14 protein-coding genes are annotated in these 14530 nt (G+C 58.1%); 6 read left to right on the top strand and 8 right to left on the bottom strand.

Annotated features, from left to right (window positions below):
• Nucleotides 1-130: 130 nt before the first annotated feature.
• A complete protein-coding gene (locus AC6RA8_RS16290; protein ID WP_500353983.1) occupies nt 131-2218 on the top strand; it encodes a dipeptide ABC transporter ATP-binding protein in 2088 nt (695 codons plus the stop codon).
• Here the strand turns inward: AC6RA8_RS16290 and AC6RA8_RS16285 are convergent, their stop codons facing one another.
• Together AC6RA8_RS16285 and AC6RA8_RS16280 are read right to left on the bottom strand one after the other, a co-directional pair.
• Entirely contained in the window at nt 2219-2704 is a 486-nt protein-coding gene (locus AC6RA8_RS16285) for a hypothetical protein (protein ID WP_500353982.1), read from the bottom strand.
• A gap of 113 nt (nt 2705-2817) precedes the next feature.
• Entirely contained in the window at nt 2818-3405 is a 588-nt protein-coding gene (locus tag AC6RA8_RS16280) for a lytic transglycosylase domain-containing protein (RefSeq protein WP_500353981.1), read from the bottom strand.
• A gap of 173 nt (nt 3406-3578) precedes the next feature.
• On the opposite strand from AC6RA8_RS16280, the gene ssb reads away from it, so the two are divergent.
• On the top strand, nt 3579-4085 hold the full coding sequence (gene ssb / locus AC6RA8_RS16275; RefSeq protein ID WP_500353980.1) for a single-stranded DNA-binding protein: 507 nt from the start codon (nt 3579-3581) through the stop codon (nt 4083-4085).
• Nucleotides 4086-4150: 65 nt separating this feature from the next.
• Here the strand turns inward: ssb and AC6RA8_RS16270 are convergent, their stop codons facing one another.
• The 3 genes from AC6RA8_RS16270 to AC6RA8_RS16260 are packed head-to-tail and all read right to left on the bottom strand — an operon-like array spanning nt 4151 to nt 6464.
• Nucleotides 4151-4747 (bottom strand): pyridoxamine 5'-phosphate oxidase family protein, encoded by a 597-nt coding sequence (locus tag AC6RA8_RS16270; protein WP_500353979.1) that lies wholly within the window; start codon nt 4745-4747, stop codon nt 4151-4153.
• A 24-nt stretch (nt 4748-4771) separates the two neighbouring features.
• On the bottom strand, nt 4772-5884 hold the full coding sequence (gene aroB / locus AC6RA8_RS16265; protein WP_500353978.1) for a 3-dehydroquinate synthase: 1113 nt from the start codon (nt 5882-5884) through the stop codon (nt 4772-4774).
• Nucleotides 5877-6464, bottom strand: a complete 588-nt coding sequence (locus AC6RA8_RS16260) for a shikimate kinase (protein ID WP_500353976.1) — start codon at nt 6462-6464, stop codon at nt 5877-5879. Before AC6RA8_RS16260 ends, aroB begins: the two co-directional genes overlap by 8 nt.
• Nucleotides 6465-6557: 93 nt before the next feature.
• On the opposite strand from AC6RA8_RS16260, the gene AC6RA8_RS16255 reads away from it, so the two are divergent.
• The 3 genes from AC6RA8_RS16255 to AC6RA8_RS16245 are packed head-to-tail and all read left to right on the top strand — an operon-like array spanning nt 6558 to nt 9194.
• Nucleotides 6558-6707, top strand: a complete 150-nt coding sequence (locus AC6RA8_RS16255) for a hypothetical protein (RefSeq protein WP_189368471.1) — start codon at nt 6558-6560, stop codon at nt 6705-6707.
• Nucleotides 6697-8235 carry a hypothetical protein gene (locus AC6RA8_RS16250; RefSeq protein WP_500353974.1) on the top strand — a complete coding sequence of 513 codons (1539 nt, stop codon included), beginning with the start codon at nt 6697-6699 and terminating at the stop codon, nt 8233-8235. Before AC6RA8_RS16255 ends, AC6RA8_RS16250 begins: the two co-directional genes overlap by 11 nt.
• Nucleotides 8232-9194: a site-specific tyrosine recombinase XerD gene (locus AC6RA8_RS16245; protein WP_500353972.1), complete on the top strand. Its 963-nt coding sequence runs from the start codon at nt 8232-8234 to the stop codon at nt 9192-9194. Before AC6RA8_RS16250 ends, AC6RA8_RS16245 begins: the two co-directional genes overlap by 4 nt.
• Here AC6RA8_RS16245 and AC6RA8_RS16240 read toward each other — a convergent pair.
• Nucleotides 9134-9973 (bottom strand): metallophosphoesterase family protein, encoded by an 840-nt coding sequence (locus tag AC6RA8_RS16240; protein ID WP_500353971.1) that lies wholly within the window; start codon nt 9971-9973, stop codon nt 9134-9136. The genes AC6RA8_RS16245 and AC6RA8_RS16240 overlap by 61 nt on opposite strands.
• Before the next feature lie 37 nt (nt 9974-10010).
• On the opposite strand from AC6RA8_RS16240, the gene AC6RA8_RS16235 reads away from it, so the two are divergent.
• Nucleotides 10011-11321 (top strand): HlyC/CorC family transporter, encoded by a 1311-nt coding sequence (locus AC6RA8_RS16235; protein WP_500353969.1) that lies wholly within the window; start codon nt 10011-10013, stop codon nt 11319-11321.
• A gap of 6 nt (nt 11322-11327) precedes the next feature.
• On the opposite strand, the gene AC6RA8_RS16230 is transcribed toward AC6RA8_RS16235, so the two are convergent.
• Complete coding sequence (locus AC6RA8_RS16230) at nt 11328-12155, bottom strand: LytTR family DNA-binding domain-containing protein (protein WP_500353967.1); 828 nt, start codon at nt 12153-12155, stop codon at nt 11328-11330.
• Between the two features lie 137 nt (nt 12156-12292).
• Nucleotides 12293-14530: GcvT family protein (locus AC6RA8_RS16225; protein WP_500353965.1), on the bottom strand; the 2238-nt coding region annotated here is incomplete at its 5' end.

Raw genomic sequence — 14530 nt, 5'->3', positions numbered from 1 at the left:
CTGCTCCGCCTTCCAACTCCTTCCCTCTTTTCCCCCCCGCGGCGCCCCCCCCCCCCCCCCCCCCCCACCCCCGGAGTTTATTTGGCAAGATGAAGAAAGAAATCTTCACAGCCAGACGGGAGAGATGACGATGGCAAAACAGGACTATGACGGCCCGATCCTTGAGATCGACAAGCTGAGCATTTCCTTCTTCACGCGACTGCGGGAAATTCCGGCTGTCATGGATTTTTCCGTGACGGTGAAGCCGGGAGAAGCTGTCGGGCTTGTTGGTGAATCCGGGTGCGGTAAGTCCACCGTGGCCCTTGGGGTCATGCAGGACCTTGGCAAGAACGGGCGCATCGTCGGCGGATCGATCAAGTTCAAGGGCCGCGACTTGCAAGAGATGAGCGCCGAGGAGTTACGCGACATCCGCGGCTCAGAGATCGCCATGATCTACCAGGAGCCCATGGCCTCGCTGAACCCGGCCATGAAGATCGGCAAGCAGTTGATGGAAGTGCCCATGATCCATCAAGGCATGTCCGAAAAGGATGCCTATGACCGGGCGTTGCAGGTCGTCACGGATGTCAAGCTGCCCGATCCCAAGCGTATTCTGAACAGCTTTCCTCACCAGCTTTCGGGCGGACAGCAGCAACGCATTGTCATAGCTATGGCGCTGATGTCCGAGCCATCATTGCTGATCCTTGATGAACCAACCACGGCACTGGATGTGACGGTTGAAGCCGCCGTTGTGGAACTGGTCAAGGATCTGGGCAAGAAGTACGGCACATCGATGCTGTTCATCTCGCACAACCTTGGCCTTGTTCTTGAGACCTGTGACCGTATCTGCGTGATGTATTCCGGTGAGGCCGTTGAACGCGGATCGATCAAACAGGTCTTTGACGAGATGCAGCACCCCTACACTCAAGCGCTTTTCCGTTCGATTCCCCTGCCCGGCGCTGACAAAAACGCGCGCCCGCTGGTGGCCATTCCGGGCAATTTCCCCCTGCCACACGAACGGCCGCCGGGCTGTAATTTTGGACCGCGTTGCGACTATTTCCAAGACGGCCTCTGCAACCAGGATCAGGCCATCCCCATGGCCGCCGCGGATGAGGATGTCAGCCACGAAACCCGCTGTCTTCGTTTCCAGGAGATTGACTGGAATGCGCCGATCACCGTGGGTGAGCAGAAGGAAAAGGGTGAAGTTGGCGATGTTGTACTGAAGATGGACAACCTCAAGAAGTACTACGAGGTTGCGGCATCAGCCCTGTTTGGGAGTGGCGACAAGAAGGTCGTCAAGGCCAATGAAACCCTAAGCTTCGAGGCACGCGAGTCCGAGACACTGGCCATCGTGGGCGAGTCCGGTTGTGGCAAATCAACCTTCGCCAAAGTGCTGATGGGCCTTGAGACCGCGACCGAAGGGGCCATCACACTCGGCAACAAGAACATCCAGGACGTGCCGATTGAGGACAGGGACACGCAAACGGTCGCGGATGTGCAAATGGTCTTTCAGAACCCGTTTGACACGCTCAATCCTTCGATGACTGTGGGCCGCCAAATCATTCGTGCGTTGGAGATTTTCAAGGTCGGCAAGAATGAAGCGGACCGCAAACAGCGCATGCTAGAGCTCCTTGACCTGGTAAAGCTGCCCCGTGCCTTTGCTGATCGTATGCCGCGACAATTATCAGGTGGGCAGAAACAGCGTGTCGGTATTGCCCGCGCCTTTGCCGGGGATGCCAAGATTGTCGTTGCGGACGAGCCCGTTTCGGCGCTTGATGTATCAGTGCAAGCTGCGGTGACCGACTTGCTGATGGAGATTCAGCGCGAGCATAAAACCACCCTTCTGTTCATCTCGCACGACCTTTCCATCGTCCGCTATCTGAGCGACCGGGTCATGGTCATGTATCTGGGTCACGTGGTCGAGCTGGGGTCGACCGAACAGGTCTTTGCCCCGCCTTATCACCCCTACACAGAAGCGCTGCTGTCCGCCGTGCCGATTGCCGACACATCAGTGGAAAAGCAGCACATCGTACTTGAGGGTGACATTCCATCGGCCATGAACCCACCATCGGGATGCCCATTTCAAACGCGGTGCCGATGGAAATCTGAAGTGCCCGGCGGGCTCTGTGAAAAGGACGTGCCGCCTGTGCGCTACCTGGCCGAAGGGCATCAGGTCAAATGTCATTTGGCGGAAGACATCCTGGAGCGGATGGAGCCCGTCATCAAGGTTGCCGCAGAGTGATCAGAGGTATTCCGACGCAGCCGTGTAGTTCGACATGAACTGCCAGAAGGCAGGGATGGCGACCGTTTCGATCCAATAGCGCAGGTCGGTGTAATTGGCAGCCAAAACACCTATCATGTAAGCCGTCCAGAATTGCCACGCCCGCTGTGCCGTTCTTGAAAAGATTAAAGTCACCAAAAATGCGAACGGGGCGATGGCCACCGCCGCAATGTAACCCGCAATTTTGAAGTCCGCGAGGATCAGGCCATAAAGCGTCAGGTAGTCCAGCGTGATAATGAACAGGAACCCGATATTGGATGCAAAAAGAAGTCCCGCGATGCCGCCTGCAAGCGCTCCTGCCACCAACATGTCAAAATGAAACCTGCGGTCCTTGTACGCCTCGTGCACAAGCTTTGCTCTGGGCGACACAACATCACTGGCGTTTCGCGCTTGGCCGCTGTTTATGCGGTTCAAACGTTCTTCGAATGTGGATTGACCAGGTTTCATGCGTGCCCCTATCGCTACCGTTCACTTCCCGGCTTAAGTGCATGGCATGGCGCATTTAAGGCAAAAACGGCGCAATCGGAGGGCGCGTACGGGATACGCACCGAAGAAACGGATTAACTACCCCAGATGATTTTCACATAGTTCCGAGTCTCACGGAATGGCGGAACGCCGTTGTACTTCTTCACAGCCCCCGGCCCGGCGTTGTAGGCCGCCAGGGCAAGACGCCAGCTGCCAAAAGTGCGGTACTGCGCCTTGAGATAGCGTGCACCGCCTTCAAGGTTTTCCGCCGGGTCATTTCTGTCGACACCCAAACTGCGCGCTGTGGCGGGCATCAGTTGGGCAAGGCCATATGCGCCCTTGTGCGACTTGGCTTTCGCGTTCCAGCCACTTTCCTGCTGAACAAGACGCAAGAACAGGTCTTCGGGAACGCCGTGGCGGCGTGCGGCGTCCCTAGCCATGTTCAGATAAGGGCCACGGTACTTTCCACGAAACTTCTTGGTCTCGGTGTCCCATTTGGTTGGAGTCACCACCTTGGGCGGCTGAAGGCGAACAGAATTGGAATACTGTGTGGCGGCACGGCTATCCAACACCTTGGTTTGAGATTTGAACAAGGAACCGCGGTTTTTTGACGAAAGCGTCTGTGCCGCTCCAGCCTCAACCATGAAGGCAGCGATAATCGCCCCAGCCCAGAGTGCTCGCATCTTTCACTATCCCCAGATCGTACACTGCCACCATTTCTTGACGCGCAATATACGGCTTTTTTGCCATCGCGCCAGTCTTACGCGGTTTTACCCTGCATTAACCGCGTGTAGTCTAGCCAGAACGCAAGGCCGCGGCACGGAATCAGCCCGGCAAGGGACAAAAGGGGAAGAACATGGCAGGGTCCGTCAACAAGGTCATTCTGATCGGCAATCTGGGGCGCGACCCCGAGGTGCGGACATTCCAGAATGGCGGCAAGGTGTGCAACCTCCGCATTGCAACATCCGAAACATGGAAAGATCGCAACACGGGTGAACGTAAGGAACGTACGGAATGGCATTCTGTTGCAATTTTCTCCGAACCGCTGGCACGGGTTGCCGAGCAATATCTGCGCAAGGGCTCCAAGGTGTATATCGAAGGTCAGCTTGAGACCCGCAAATGGCAGGATCAATCTGGTCAGGACCGCTATTCGACCGAGGTAGTTTTGCGCCCCTACACGTCAACGCTGACGATGTTGGATGGTCGCGGCGAAGGCGGTGGCGGAGGGAACTTCGGCGGCGGCGGAGGCGGCCAGATGGGCTATGACGACCGCGATGGCGGATACGGTGGCGGCGGTGGCGGTGGCAGCAGTCAACCCAGCCCGGCCCCAAGCCGCGATCTAGACGACGAAATTCCGTTCTAAACAACTCAGTCAAAAGCAAAAGGCCCGCGCTTGAAACGCAGGCCTTTTCTGTTCGGGCGAAACGCCTAGTACAGCGTGTCGCGATATAGCTTTTCGACCGCATCCTGACCGGTCCGTTCGTCCGGAAGCGAGGTGTGATCCCTGAGCATTTCAAGCAGCGTTGCGACCGGGCGGTCCGATGGCCAGCTTTCGGGTTTCCAAAGGCTCCCACGCAACGGCGCCTTACCGCAATGGGTGTAGATTTCATCCGTGGTGATCCTCAAAACTGTCTTTGGGCTGCGGCCATTGACCTGGAACTGGTCACACAGCGCGGGATCCTCACTGATTTCCGCCGTTCCGTTCACACGTAGGGTTTCATCGACGGTTGGGATCAGGAACAGCAATGCCACTTTCGGGTGCGCCAGAATGTTCATCATACTGTCGATCCGATTGTTACCAGGACGATCTGGCAACAGCAGCGAGGTGTCCGATTCCACCATCACGAACCCCGCTGGATCGCCCTTGGGTGAAATATCCAGATTTTGCCCGTCAGATGTGGCAAGCACGAGGAAAGTGGAATGCTCTATGAATTGTCGGCAATGATGATCGAACGATGAAATGACCTTAGCTGCGGCCCTTTGATGGACCTCACCGTACAGTTCGCGCAGTCTTTCCGGCGTCATCTTTCGATCTCCTTCCACAAGCGGTCACCTTCCCCGCAACGCGTCCTCCAAAACGTCCATCACGGTCTGCCGAGGCACATCCGAGGTGACAAAAGCCTGACCAATACCGCGCGCCAAAATAAAATTTAGCGTCCCAGCGACAACCTTCTTGTCCTGCCCCATCAAGTCCAACAGTCCAGCTGCATCCGGCAGATCGCCGGGGATATCCGAAATATCCGCTTTCATCCCCATCGCCTGGATATGCGCGCGCACCCGGCTGGGATCTTCCTGTGAACAGAGCCCCAGTCGCGCCGACAGCTCGAACGCCAGGCCGCACCCGATTGCAACACCTTCGCCATGCAGCAGGCGGTCTGAATATCCCGTTGCAGCTTCCAAGGCATGACAGAATGTATGACCAAGGTTCAAAAGTGCGCGATCCCCCTGCTCCGTCTCATCGCGGGTCACGATCTCGGCCTTCATTTCGACCGAACGTTTAACAGCAGCCACCCGCAGCGCCATGTCTCCCGCCGACATAGCTGGTGCATTTTCTTCGAGCCATTCGAAAAACGCTGCATCGCCCAGCAAGCCGTATTTCATAACCTCGCCATACCCGGCAAGAAAATCGCGCTCGGACAAGGACGCCAAGACATCAGTGTCGGCAAGTACGAGGCTCGGCTGGTGAAAGGCGCCCGCAAGGTTTTTACCCTGCGCGGTGTTGATCCCGGTCTTCCCGCCCACCGAACTGTCGACCTGTGCCAGCAGCGACGTGGGCACCTGAACAAAGCGCACACCGCGGCGCAGGATGGCACAGGCAAAGCCCACCAGGTCGCCGATCACACCGCCGCCAAGGGCAACCACGACATCGCGGCGTTCGATCTTCTGATCGAGCAGCCACTCGGTCACTTGGCCCAGATGGGTCCAGCTTTTGGTGGTCTCACCAGGAGGCAATTCAAGCGCGACAGCCTCAGTGCCCGCTTCCACCAGGCCTGCAAGCAAAGCATCCAGATGCAGGGCTGCGACGCGGGTTTCGGTGACGATCGCAACGCGTGGACGCGGCAGCAGCGGCAAAATCAGCGCACCCGCTTCGGCCAACAGGCCCGGCCCGATCAGCACATCATATGCACGGTCGCCCAACGGCACATGGACAATCTCACGCATCCATCTTCTCCAAAACGTCGGGCCGTTCGGCCACCAAAGTGGCAATCACACGGTCCACCATTTCCTCGATACTCAGGTTCGGCAAAGACTTCACAGACACATCCGCCAGGGCATAAAGCGGCACACGCGCGTCATAGATTTCGCCCAATGTTGCACGCGGATCAGGGGTACGCAGCAAGGGGCGCGTGTCCTTGTGGCGAACCCGCTGCCACAGCAGATCAAGGTCCGCATTCAGCCAAACGGACACGCCACGCGCCGTAATATTTGCGCGGTTCTCTTCCGCCAAAAAAGCCCCGCCACCAGTCGACAGAATGCCCCGTTCTTCGTCCAACAGACGGGAAATCACTTGTGTTTCCTTACTCCGGAAGAAAGGCTCGCCATCGCGCTCGAATATCTCGGGCACAGTCATGTTGGCAGCACTCTCGATCTCTGCGTCGCTGTCCAGAAACGGTACACCCAGCCTTTGTGCCAATGCACGCCCCACGGCTGTCTTTCCTGCCCCCATCATGCCAACCATGACAACGGTCTTGTTCAGTCGGAAGCCAGCCCCCAAATTATTATTATGCTGATTTTCGCTCATATAGCCGTCAATGACGTGATTTTGCAAAAAAGGCCATATATGCTTTGAGCAAAACAAAGAACCACCAACAAGAATTCTGGGGCAGGCAAAAACATGATCCGTCTATTCAAACTGTTGATCTTTCTAGCGATCATCGGATTTATCGGGCTGGTCGGTTATGCCTATGTGGGCGAGTATTTCGGCGCCAACTTCTCGCCACCACAGGATGAAACGCGCGTGCCCGTCACATTGGATGCAGAATAGCTTTGGTCCTCTTCTTGCCGTGCTGATCAGCGCTGGCACCGGCCTGAGTGGGCAGGAGCAGGCCACAGCACCGCTGAGCGTGATCGACTGGCTTGATACGCAAGAGGCGGTTCAGGCGGCTCAACCCGTTCAACCGGAACCCGATGTCACGTCCAGCGGCATCGTCCCGCAAGTCACAGTGCAACCGTTGGGCGACGAGGCGGCACAGCGCGTCGGGCTTGCGCCATCAAACGTGACCGGCCTTCCCGACACGCTTTGGTCTGCCAGCAGCGGATCAGACTTGGCGCAGGCAGTCAAAGACCTGCCCGACACGTCGCTGCCTGCGCTGCAATCTCTCATCATGACCCTGTTGCTGGCCGAGGCAAACCCGCCAAGCGGCGATGCGTCAGCCTTCGATCTGGCGAGAGTGGATGCACTTATACGGTTTGGGGCACTTGATCCCGCCCTCGCCCTACTCGAACAAACGGCTGTAAATCGCAGTTCCGCCCACCTGAAACGCTACCTCGACCTGTCCCTGATCTCGGGAACCGAAGGGGGAGCCTGCGCCCTAGCAACGCAAAACCCTAGCCTTTCGCCCGCCAAGGCATACGACGTGTTTTGCTCTGCGCGGGCTGGGGAGTGGGATGACGCCGTACTGGTCTTGGGCACCTCTCGCGCTCTCGGTCTTATTGAACCCGCAATGGCAGACGCGCTGGAGCGCTTCCTGGATCCCGAACTGTTCGAAGGTGAGCCACCCCTACCCGTTCCGACCACGCCGGACCCGCTTGCCTTCCGCCTGTTCCAAGCCATTGGCACACCGATTCCGACACGGGGCTGGCCCGTTGCTTACGCTAACGCTGACCTGTCGCCAAATTCGGGCTGGAAGGCACAGTTGGAAGCAGCAGAGCGTCTGGCGCAACGCGGTGCGCTTGGCGACAACCGTCTTCTGGGGCTCTACACACAACGTCGCGCCGCAGCCTCCGGGGGCGTGTGGGACCGGGTCGCCGCCGTGCAACGGTTCGAAACGGCGCTTTCAACAGGCAGCCCTGCAGCGGTCTCCAAAACGCTTCCCTTAGCATGGCGCGCAATGGGTGATGCTGGCTTGCAAACCGTCTTTGCCGGACTTTTCTCCGAAAAGCTGTCCGAATTGGTCCTGAGCGGTGCAGCAGCCGATCTGGCCTTCGAAGTGCACTTGCTGTCCCCAAACTACGAAATGGCTGCGGCGCAATTCCCAGCCCGCGCCATGCGGCGCCCGGTGTTGAGCGCCGTCGCAGCGGGGTCCATACCGCCCGGTCTCAGCGCGGATGGGATTCAAGGATCGGTTATTGCAGCCTTCTCCAATGCAGCGCCGGACCCTCAAATCGTGGAACTGGCACAGTCGGACGCACTGGGCGACGCCTTGTTGCAAAGCATTGCACTGGCGCATGCAGGCAGCTCGGGTGACGTTGCCCAACTGACCACCGGTCTCGCCACACTGCGTGCGCTTGGCCTCGAAGACGTGGCGCGGCGCACCGCGCTGCAGGTGCTTCTGCTGAAAGGAACAGGATGAGCGATCGCTGGATCTCGACCTTTCTGGATGCGCAGGCGGCCGAACTCGGGGCTGCGCGTAACACGCTGTTGGCCTACGGCCGCGACCTCAAGGATGTCGCTGGGTGGCTCAACAACCAAAAAGCTGATTTTGAAACAGCCACGACGACGCTGATCGAAGCCTATCTAATCCACTGCGACGCGCAGGGTCTTGCGAAATCCACCCGCGCACGCCGTCTGTCCGCCATCAAACAGCTTTACCGCTTTGCCTTTGAAGAAGGATGGCGCAGCGACAATCCCGCCATCCAGATCGCAAGCCCCGGTCAGGACAAGCGCCTGCCCACAACACTTGATGAAGACGAAGTAGAACGCCTTCTGACATCGGCACGCGTCTTTGGGCGTGGCGAACACGACCAATTGCGGGACACCTGCCTGATGGAGTTGCTATACGCCACCGGCATGCGGGTCAGCGAATTGGTCAGCCTGCCCGTTTCCTCCGCGCGGGGCGATCCTCAAATGCTTCTGATCCTAGGCAAAGGCGGCAAGGAACGGATGGTGCCTCTGTCGCCTTCGGCCCGCCTTGCATTATTCGAATGGATCAAGCTTCGGGATGCCAAGCAACAGAAGCTGGAAGGCAAAGGCGCCGCGCCATCTCGCTTCCTTTTCCCATCCCGAGGAGCTTCAGGCTATCTGACCCGTCACTGGTTCTATGCCCGGATCAAATCTCTGGCCGTGCATGCGGGCGTCGATCCCAGCAAAGTCACCCCGCATACATTGCGCCACGCCTTTGCAACGCATCTGTTGGCAGGCGGAGCCGATCTGCGGGCCATTCAAACGATGCTGGGCCATGCCGATGTTGCAACAACCGAAATTTACACACACGTGGTCGACGAACGCCTGACACAGCTGGTGCTGGATCATCACCCGCTGGCCAAGGACAGCCGCAAATCCGGAGGCAACACATCCTCAGAGGGCCAATAACCAGACGCCAACGCCCTGTGATACCCCTGTGTCAAACCGACGGCATCCATGTCGCTTACAGCGCTCGACACATCGTATTCCAAGCGATGCAAACCGATCCGGCCCTGTGTCAGCGTCGCAAATACCGTTTCAGGGCGGCCGTCATGCGGCGGCATGCCGACGACACCAGCGTTGATCCACTCCCCGCGACCAACTGGACGCCGAAACGGGATACCGGAATGCCCAGCAACCACATGATCGATCGGCCCAACAACCGCTTCCAAGGCACTCAGCTCCGCCTCCAACGCCTCCACAGATGACGTTGACCACAAAAACCGGGCTACATCGGTAACACCACCATGGATGACCCCATAGCGCGCACCACAATGCGAAAAGGTGATGATGTCGGGCAAGGCGCGCATCCAATCGCGATCCGCAACGCCGATCTGAGCGTCCGCAAACTGGTACCATCCGACAGATAGCAGGTCACATGTGCTTCCTTCTTCGAACCCACAGCCGCAATCAGCAGCCCCTTCTGCCAGCTGTATCTCGCAATTGCCTGCCACGACTGCGCAGCCCGCCGCGCGGATCGCAGCGACTGTTTCGGCAGGTTGCCCGCAATAAGCAACAACGTCGCCCGTACATATTGCAAACGCACCACGCGCCCGCGCCTCAGCCTGAACCGCTTCAGTAGCCTGAAGGTTCGAATACGGGCCGCCAAAGACCAACACCGGGTCATCAATCACGCCCAGATCCTGCACGCGCATCCTGTCGCATCCCTTGATTGCGTCGTCTGACACCCCCATAACCGATCTAAGATCAAAGGATAAATCACGAATGGAAGACCCCTCATCGACGCTCGACGCGGCGTTCTGGATCACCTGTGCTGTGATCCTCGGCTTGCTTGTCATGTCCGGCTTCTTCTCTGGATCGGAAACCGCACTGACCGCCGCGTCCCGGGGGAAACTGCGGGCCAAAGCCGACAAAGGATCGCGCGGGGCGGAACGCGCACTCCAGATCACCGAGGACAACGAACGGCTGATCGGTTCGGTTTTGCTGGGAAACAACCTGGTCAACATCCTCGCCACATCTCTGGCCACCGCGATCTTCACGCGCGCCTTTGGCGAATCCGGCGTGGCGCTGGCGACGCTGGTCATGACACTTCTTGTCCTGATTTTCGCAGAGGTGCTGCCCAAGACCTACGCGATCACGAATTCCGAAACTGCCGCATCGCTCGTTTCACGCCCCATCTCTCTTGTTGTCACCGTCTTTTCACCCATCGTTTCGGCCGTGCGGCTGCTGGTGCGTGGGGTTCTGCGGGTGTTTGGTGTGAGGATTGACCCCGACAGCCAAATCATGGCGGTGCGCGAGGAAATCGCGGGCGCATTGCAATTGGGCCATTCCGAAGGCGTCGTCGAAAAGGAAGACCGCGACCGCATCCTTGGCGCGTTGGATTTGGGCGACCGGGTCGTGGAAGAAATCATGCTGCACCGCTCTGGCATCGAAATGATAGATGCCGAGGATGACCCCCAGGCCATCCTCGAGCAGTGTCTCAAATCGAACCACACTCGGCTGCCCGTCTATCGAGGCGAACAGGAAAACATCACAGGTGTGATCCACGCCAAGGACCTGTTGCGTGCGATGTACCAAGTGATCGGCGGGCCCGAGGGTGACGCAGCGGCTTTGAAATCGTTCGACATCAGCCAAGTGGCCATGCCGCCCTATTTCGTGCCGGAGACGACCACACTCGATGACCAGATGCGTCAATTCCTGCGCATGCGCACCCACTTTGCGCTTGTGGTGGACGAGTATGGCTCGCTTCAAGGTCTGATCACGCTCGAGGACATTCTGGAAGAAATCGTGGGCGAGATCACGGATGAGTTCGACCCCGACGGGGAACATGCCGTACAACGTGGTGAAGACGGGCATTTTCACATCGACGGCGCCATGACAATCCGCGACCTCAATCGCGCAACGGATTGGAACCTGCCGGACGACGAAGCAAACACCGTCGCGGGCTTGGTGATTCATGAGGCCCAGACGATCCCTACAGTCGGTCAGGTCTTCAGCTTCCATGGTTTCCGGTTCGAGGTGACAGCGCGCGAGGGAAACCGGATTACGGCGTTGAGAATTCAGACGCTCGACTAGCGAACCTTAAAATAGCTCTCGTGTATCGCTGTGCATGTCGACCCACGCGCGCACATCATCAAGACGGCCACGGGCAACGGGGATTTCCTGACCATTGGTGAGGGTTAGTTTCGAACCGGACAGGGATTGCGCCGTCTGGCGAGCAACCCAGTGTGACCGGTGCGTTTGGATTCCATCTTCGGGGCTCACCTGGTCGAGGAATGTCGCCATACGCTCGCGAATAATCTCAACCTTGTCCGAAGTGTAGATTTCCAGATAGTGCTCAGCTGCCTTGACGCGCGAAATTTGGGCCAGCCCAACTTTTCGACCCGCCAGAGTAATGTCGCGCCCAGCACTCCTGACTGCCTTGCGCGCGCGCTGCGCGGGTAACAGCCAAAGCAACGCCACAGTTTCGAAGATATGCGCAACGAATACGTTCCTCAAATTCATCTGCCACGTCATAGAACCAAATGCCGGTTTGCCAGGTTCAAACAAAACCGTCAGCCCGCCTGCCGTGAGGTATGTCGAAGCCAGCACCAATGGAGATGAGAGAAAAATCAAAGGAATCGGGCCGCCAAAAGCTGATCGCCAGATGCGGCAGGTCGCCAGCGCGTAAAACATGGATAGGAAAAGGTACAAAAAAAGCGCTACAAACCAGAAGGCCAACCGCAGCTCGAAGCTTTCAAACTGTGGCAAAGTCACAGGATGGCCGGTCGCCATGATGAAGAAGCCGACGAGCACCAGCAGCCACATCTGCCACGACGTGTACAGCTCGTGCATTTCGCGTATCGTGAAGTGCGCCTTGTCCCCATTCGAGACAAAAACCTGCACTTCATGGTCGAAAACCTTCCCCAACATGACGGCTGCCTATCATGTGACGCTAATTAGAGTAAATGCGTTGTGAAGGCGTATTGAGGTGTAGACGGCAGGCAATTCGGTGTCAGTTGCAGGCTTGTAGCGATTGGTATGCCATTTGGTTTACACTCCACACCTCATGATCTCAGGCGTGTCCCATCAGGGTCGAAAGGCGGTTTTTCAAGTATCGTTGCCTTGTGCTTCCTCCCGAGAACCATAACGTCAACCATATCCCCCACCTTTGCTCCAGTAACAAACCCCAGAGCGAGGCTCATTCCAACACTGTAACCGTACGCACCCGACGTGACCCGGCCAATCCCGGCACCATCACGGAAAATTGGCTCCCCGCCCGTTGCGTCGGCGCCAGATGCCCGCGTGCTCGCCTCATCCAGATGCAATAGCACCAGCGATTCCCGTGAAGGTTTGGAGATGGTTTTCTCAACGGCAGCTTTGTTCAGGAAGTCTTTGTTCATTTTCACCAAACGGTTCAAACCAACTTCTTGCGGCCAGTATTCAGGGCTGTATTCCCGGCTCCAGGATCCATACCCTTTCTCAATCCGAAGGCTCATCAAGGCCCGACTGCCAACTGGGCCAACGCCCATATCCGCCCCCTCATCGATCAATGCGGAATACAGCCTTAACTGATCTTCCGTGCGGCAATGCAACTCCCAGCCCAGATCGCCGGTGAAAGAGACGCGCAGGGCCAAGGCCGTGACGCCTGCGATCTCAATCCACTGCGACCGCATGAAGGGGAACGCGTCAGTCGCCAGGGATGTGTTGGTCATACGTTGCAAAAGCGCCCTGCTTTCCGGCCCGGCCACGTTGAACCCACACATCGCGTCCGTGCGACTTTCAAAGGTGGTTCCTTCGGGCAAGGGCACTTCTTTGAAAAAGCGATGATGATAGCGTTCCGCCATGCCTGAGCCGATGATCCAGAACTCATCTTCCGCCAGCCGAGTCACGGTGAAGTCCCCAGCAATACCACCGCGTTTTCCAATTAGAGGCGTTAGGCAAGACCGACCAACAGCCCGAGGCATTCGGTTGGCAAAGACTGCGTTCAGCCAGTCCTCGGCCCCCGGTCCTTTGCACAGGTATTTGGCGAAATTCGAGATATCGATGATCCCTGCCCGATCACGCAGCATGCGCGCCTCGGTCCCGACGATGTCCCACCATGGCTGCCGAGTGAATCCGGCAGTATCTTCAGCATCCCCGAAATAGAGTGGATGCTCCCATCCGTAGTTCAGGCCCATCTGGGCGCCCAAGGCGCACTGCATGTCGGCGACAGGACGGGTGCGTACGGGTCGACCAGCCTCCCGCTCTTCGCCGGGGAAGTGAATCTTGAATCGGTGCGCGTATTGATCGCCAACACGCGCCTTCGTGAATGCCTTGCCCGCCCAAGACCCGAAGCGGGCCATATCCCAGGCAAACATGTCATATTGCGTCTCACCCTCGACAATCCACTGCGCGGCCAAAAGCCCCATGCCGCCCGATTGGGAAAAGCCGGGAATAATGCCATTGCAGCAGAAATACCCGGTCAACTCCGGTACCGGACCAAACAGAACGTTGGAGTCCGGGGACCAGATCATAGGCCCGTTGATCACCCGCTTGATCCCGGCGGTTCCAACCACAGGAACTCGCTCAATCGCGCGCATCATGTTATCTTCGATGCGCTCAAGATCATCCGCAAAAAGCTCGTGCCCAAATCCCTGCGGCGTGCCCTCTTCCGCCCAAAAGCGCACGTCTTTTTCATAAGCGCCGACCAACAGGCCCTGTCCTTCTTGCCGCAGATAGTATTCACCGTCCCGATCCGCGACAGACGGCAGGCGGCGGTCCATCGCGGCCACTTCAGCGATGGTTTCGGTCACAAAGTACTGATGCTCTGTCGGCTGCAAGGGCAGGTCAATCCCAGCAAGCGCCGCCACTTCCCGCCCCCACAAACCGGCCGCATTCACGATCCATGGCGTCGCGATATCCCCCTTCTCGGTCCGCACAATCCATGTGCCGTCTTCCTGCTGCTCTGTCCCTGTCACTGGGCAAAACCGGATGATTTCCGCCCCATTCTGGCGCGCCCCGGCGGCATAGGCGTTGGTCACACCCGACGGGTCCACGTTGCCCCCGTCCGGTTCCCACATGATGCACCGAACACCGTCGTAGTTCACCAGCGGATGCAACCGCTCCGCCTCGTCCCGGGTGACCTCGTGGAAATTCATTCCGTAAAGCTTGGCCTTGGCCGCCTGCAGCCGCAGTTGATGTTCGCGCGCCTCGGTCTGCGCCAAGTACAATGACCCCGACTGAAACACGCCGCAGCCCTGCCCTGTCTCCTGCTCCAACTCCTTGTATAGACCCATGGTGTAGTGCTGAATGCGGCTGATGTT

This window comes from Tateyamaria sp. (genome assembly GCF_059783535.1).
The sequence above is the reverse complement of the archived record's forward strand: the minus strand, read 5'-3'. Positions and strand labels throughout refer to the sequence as shown.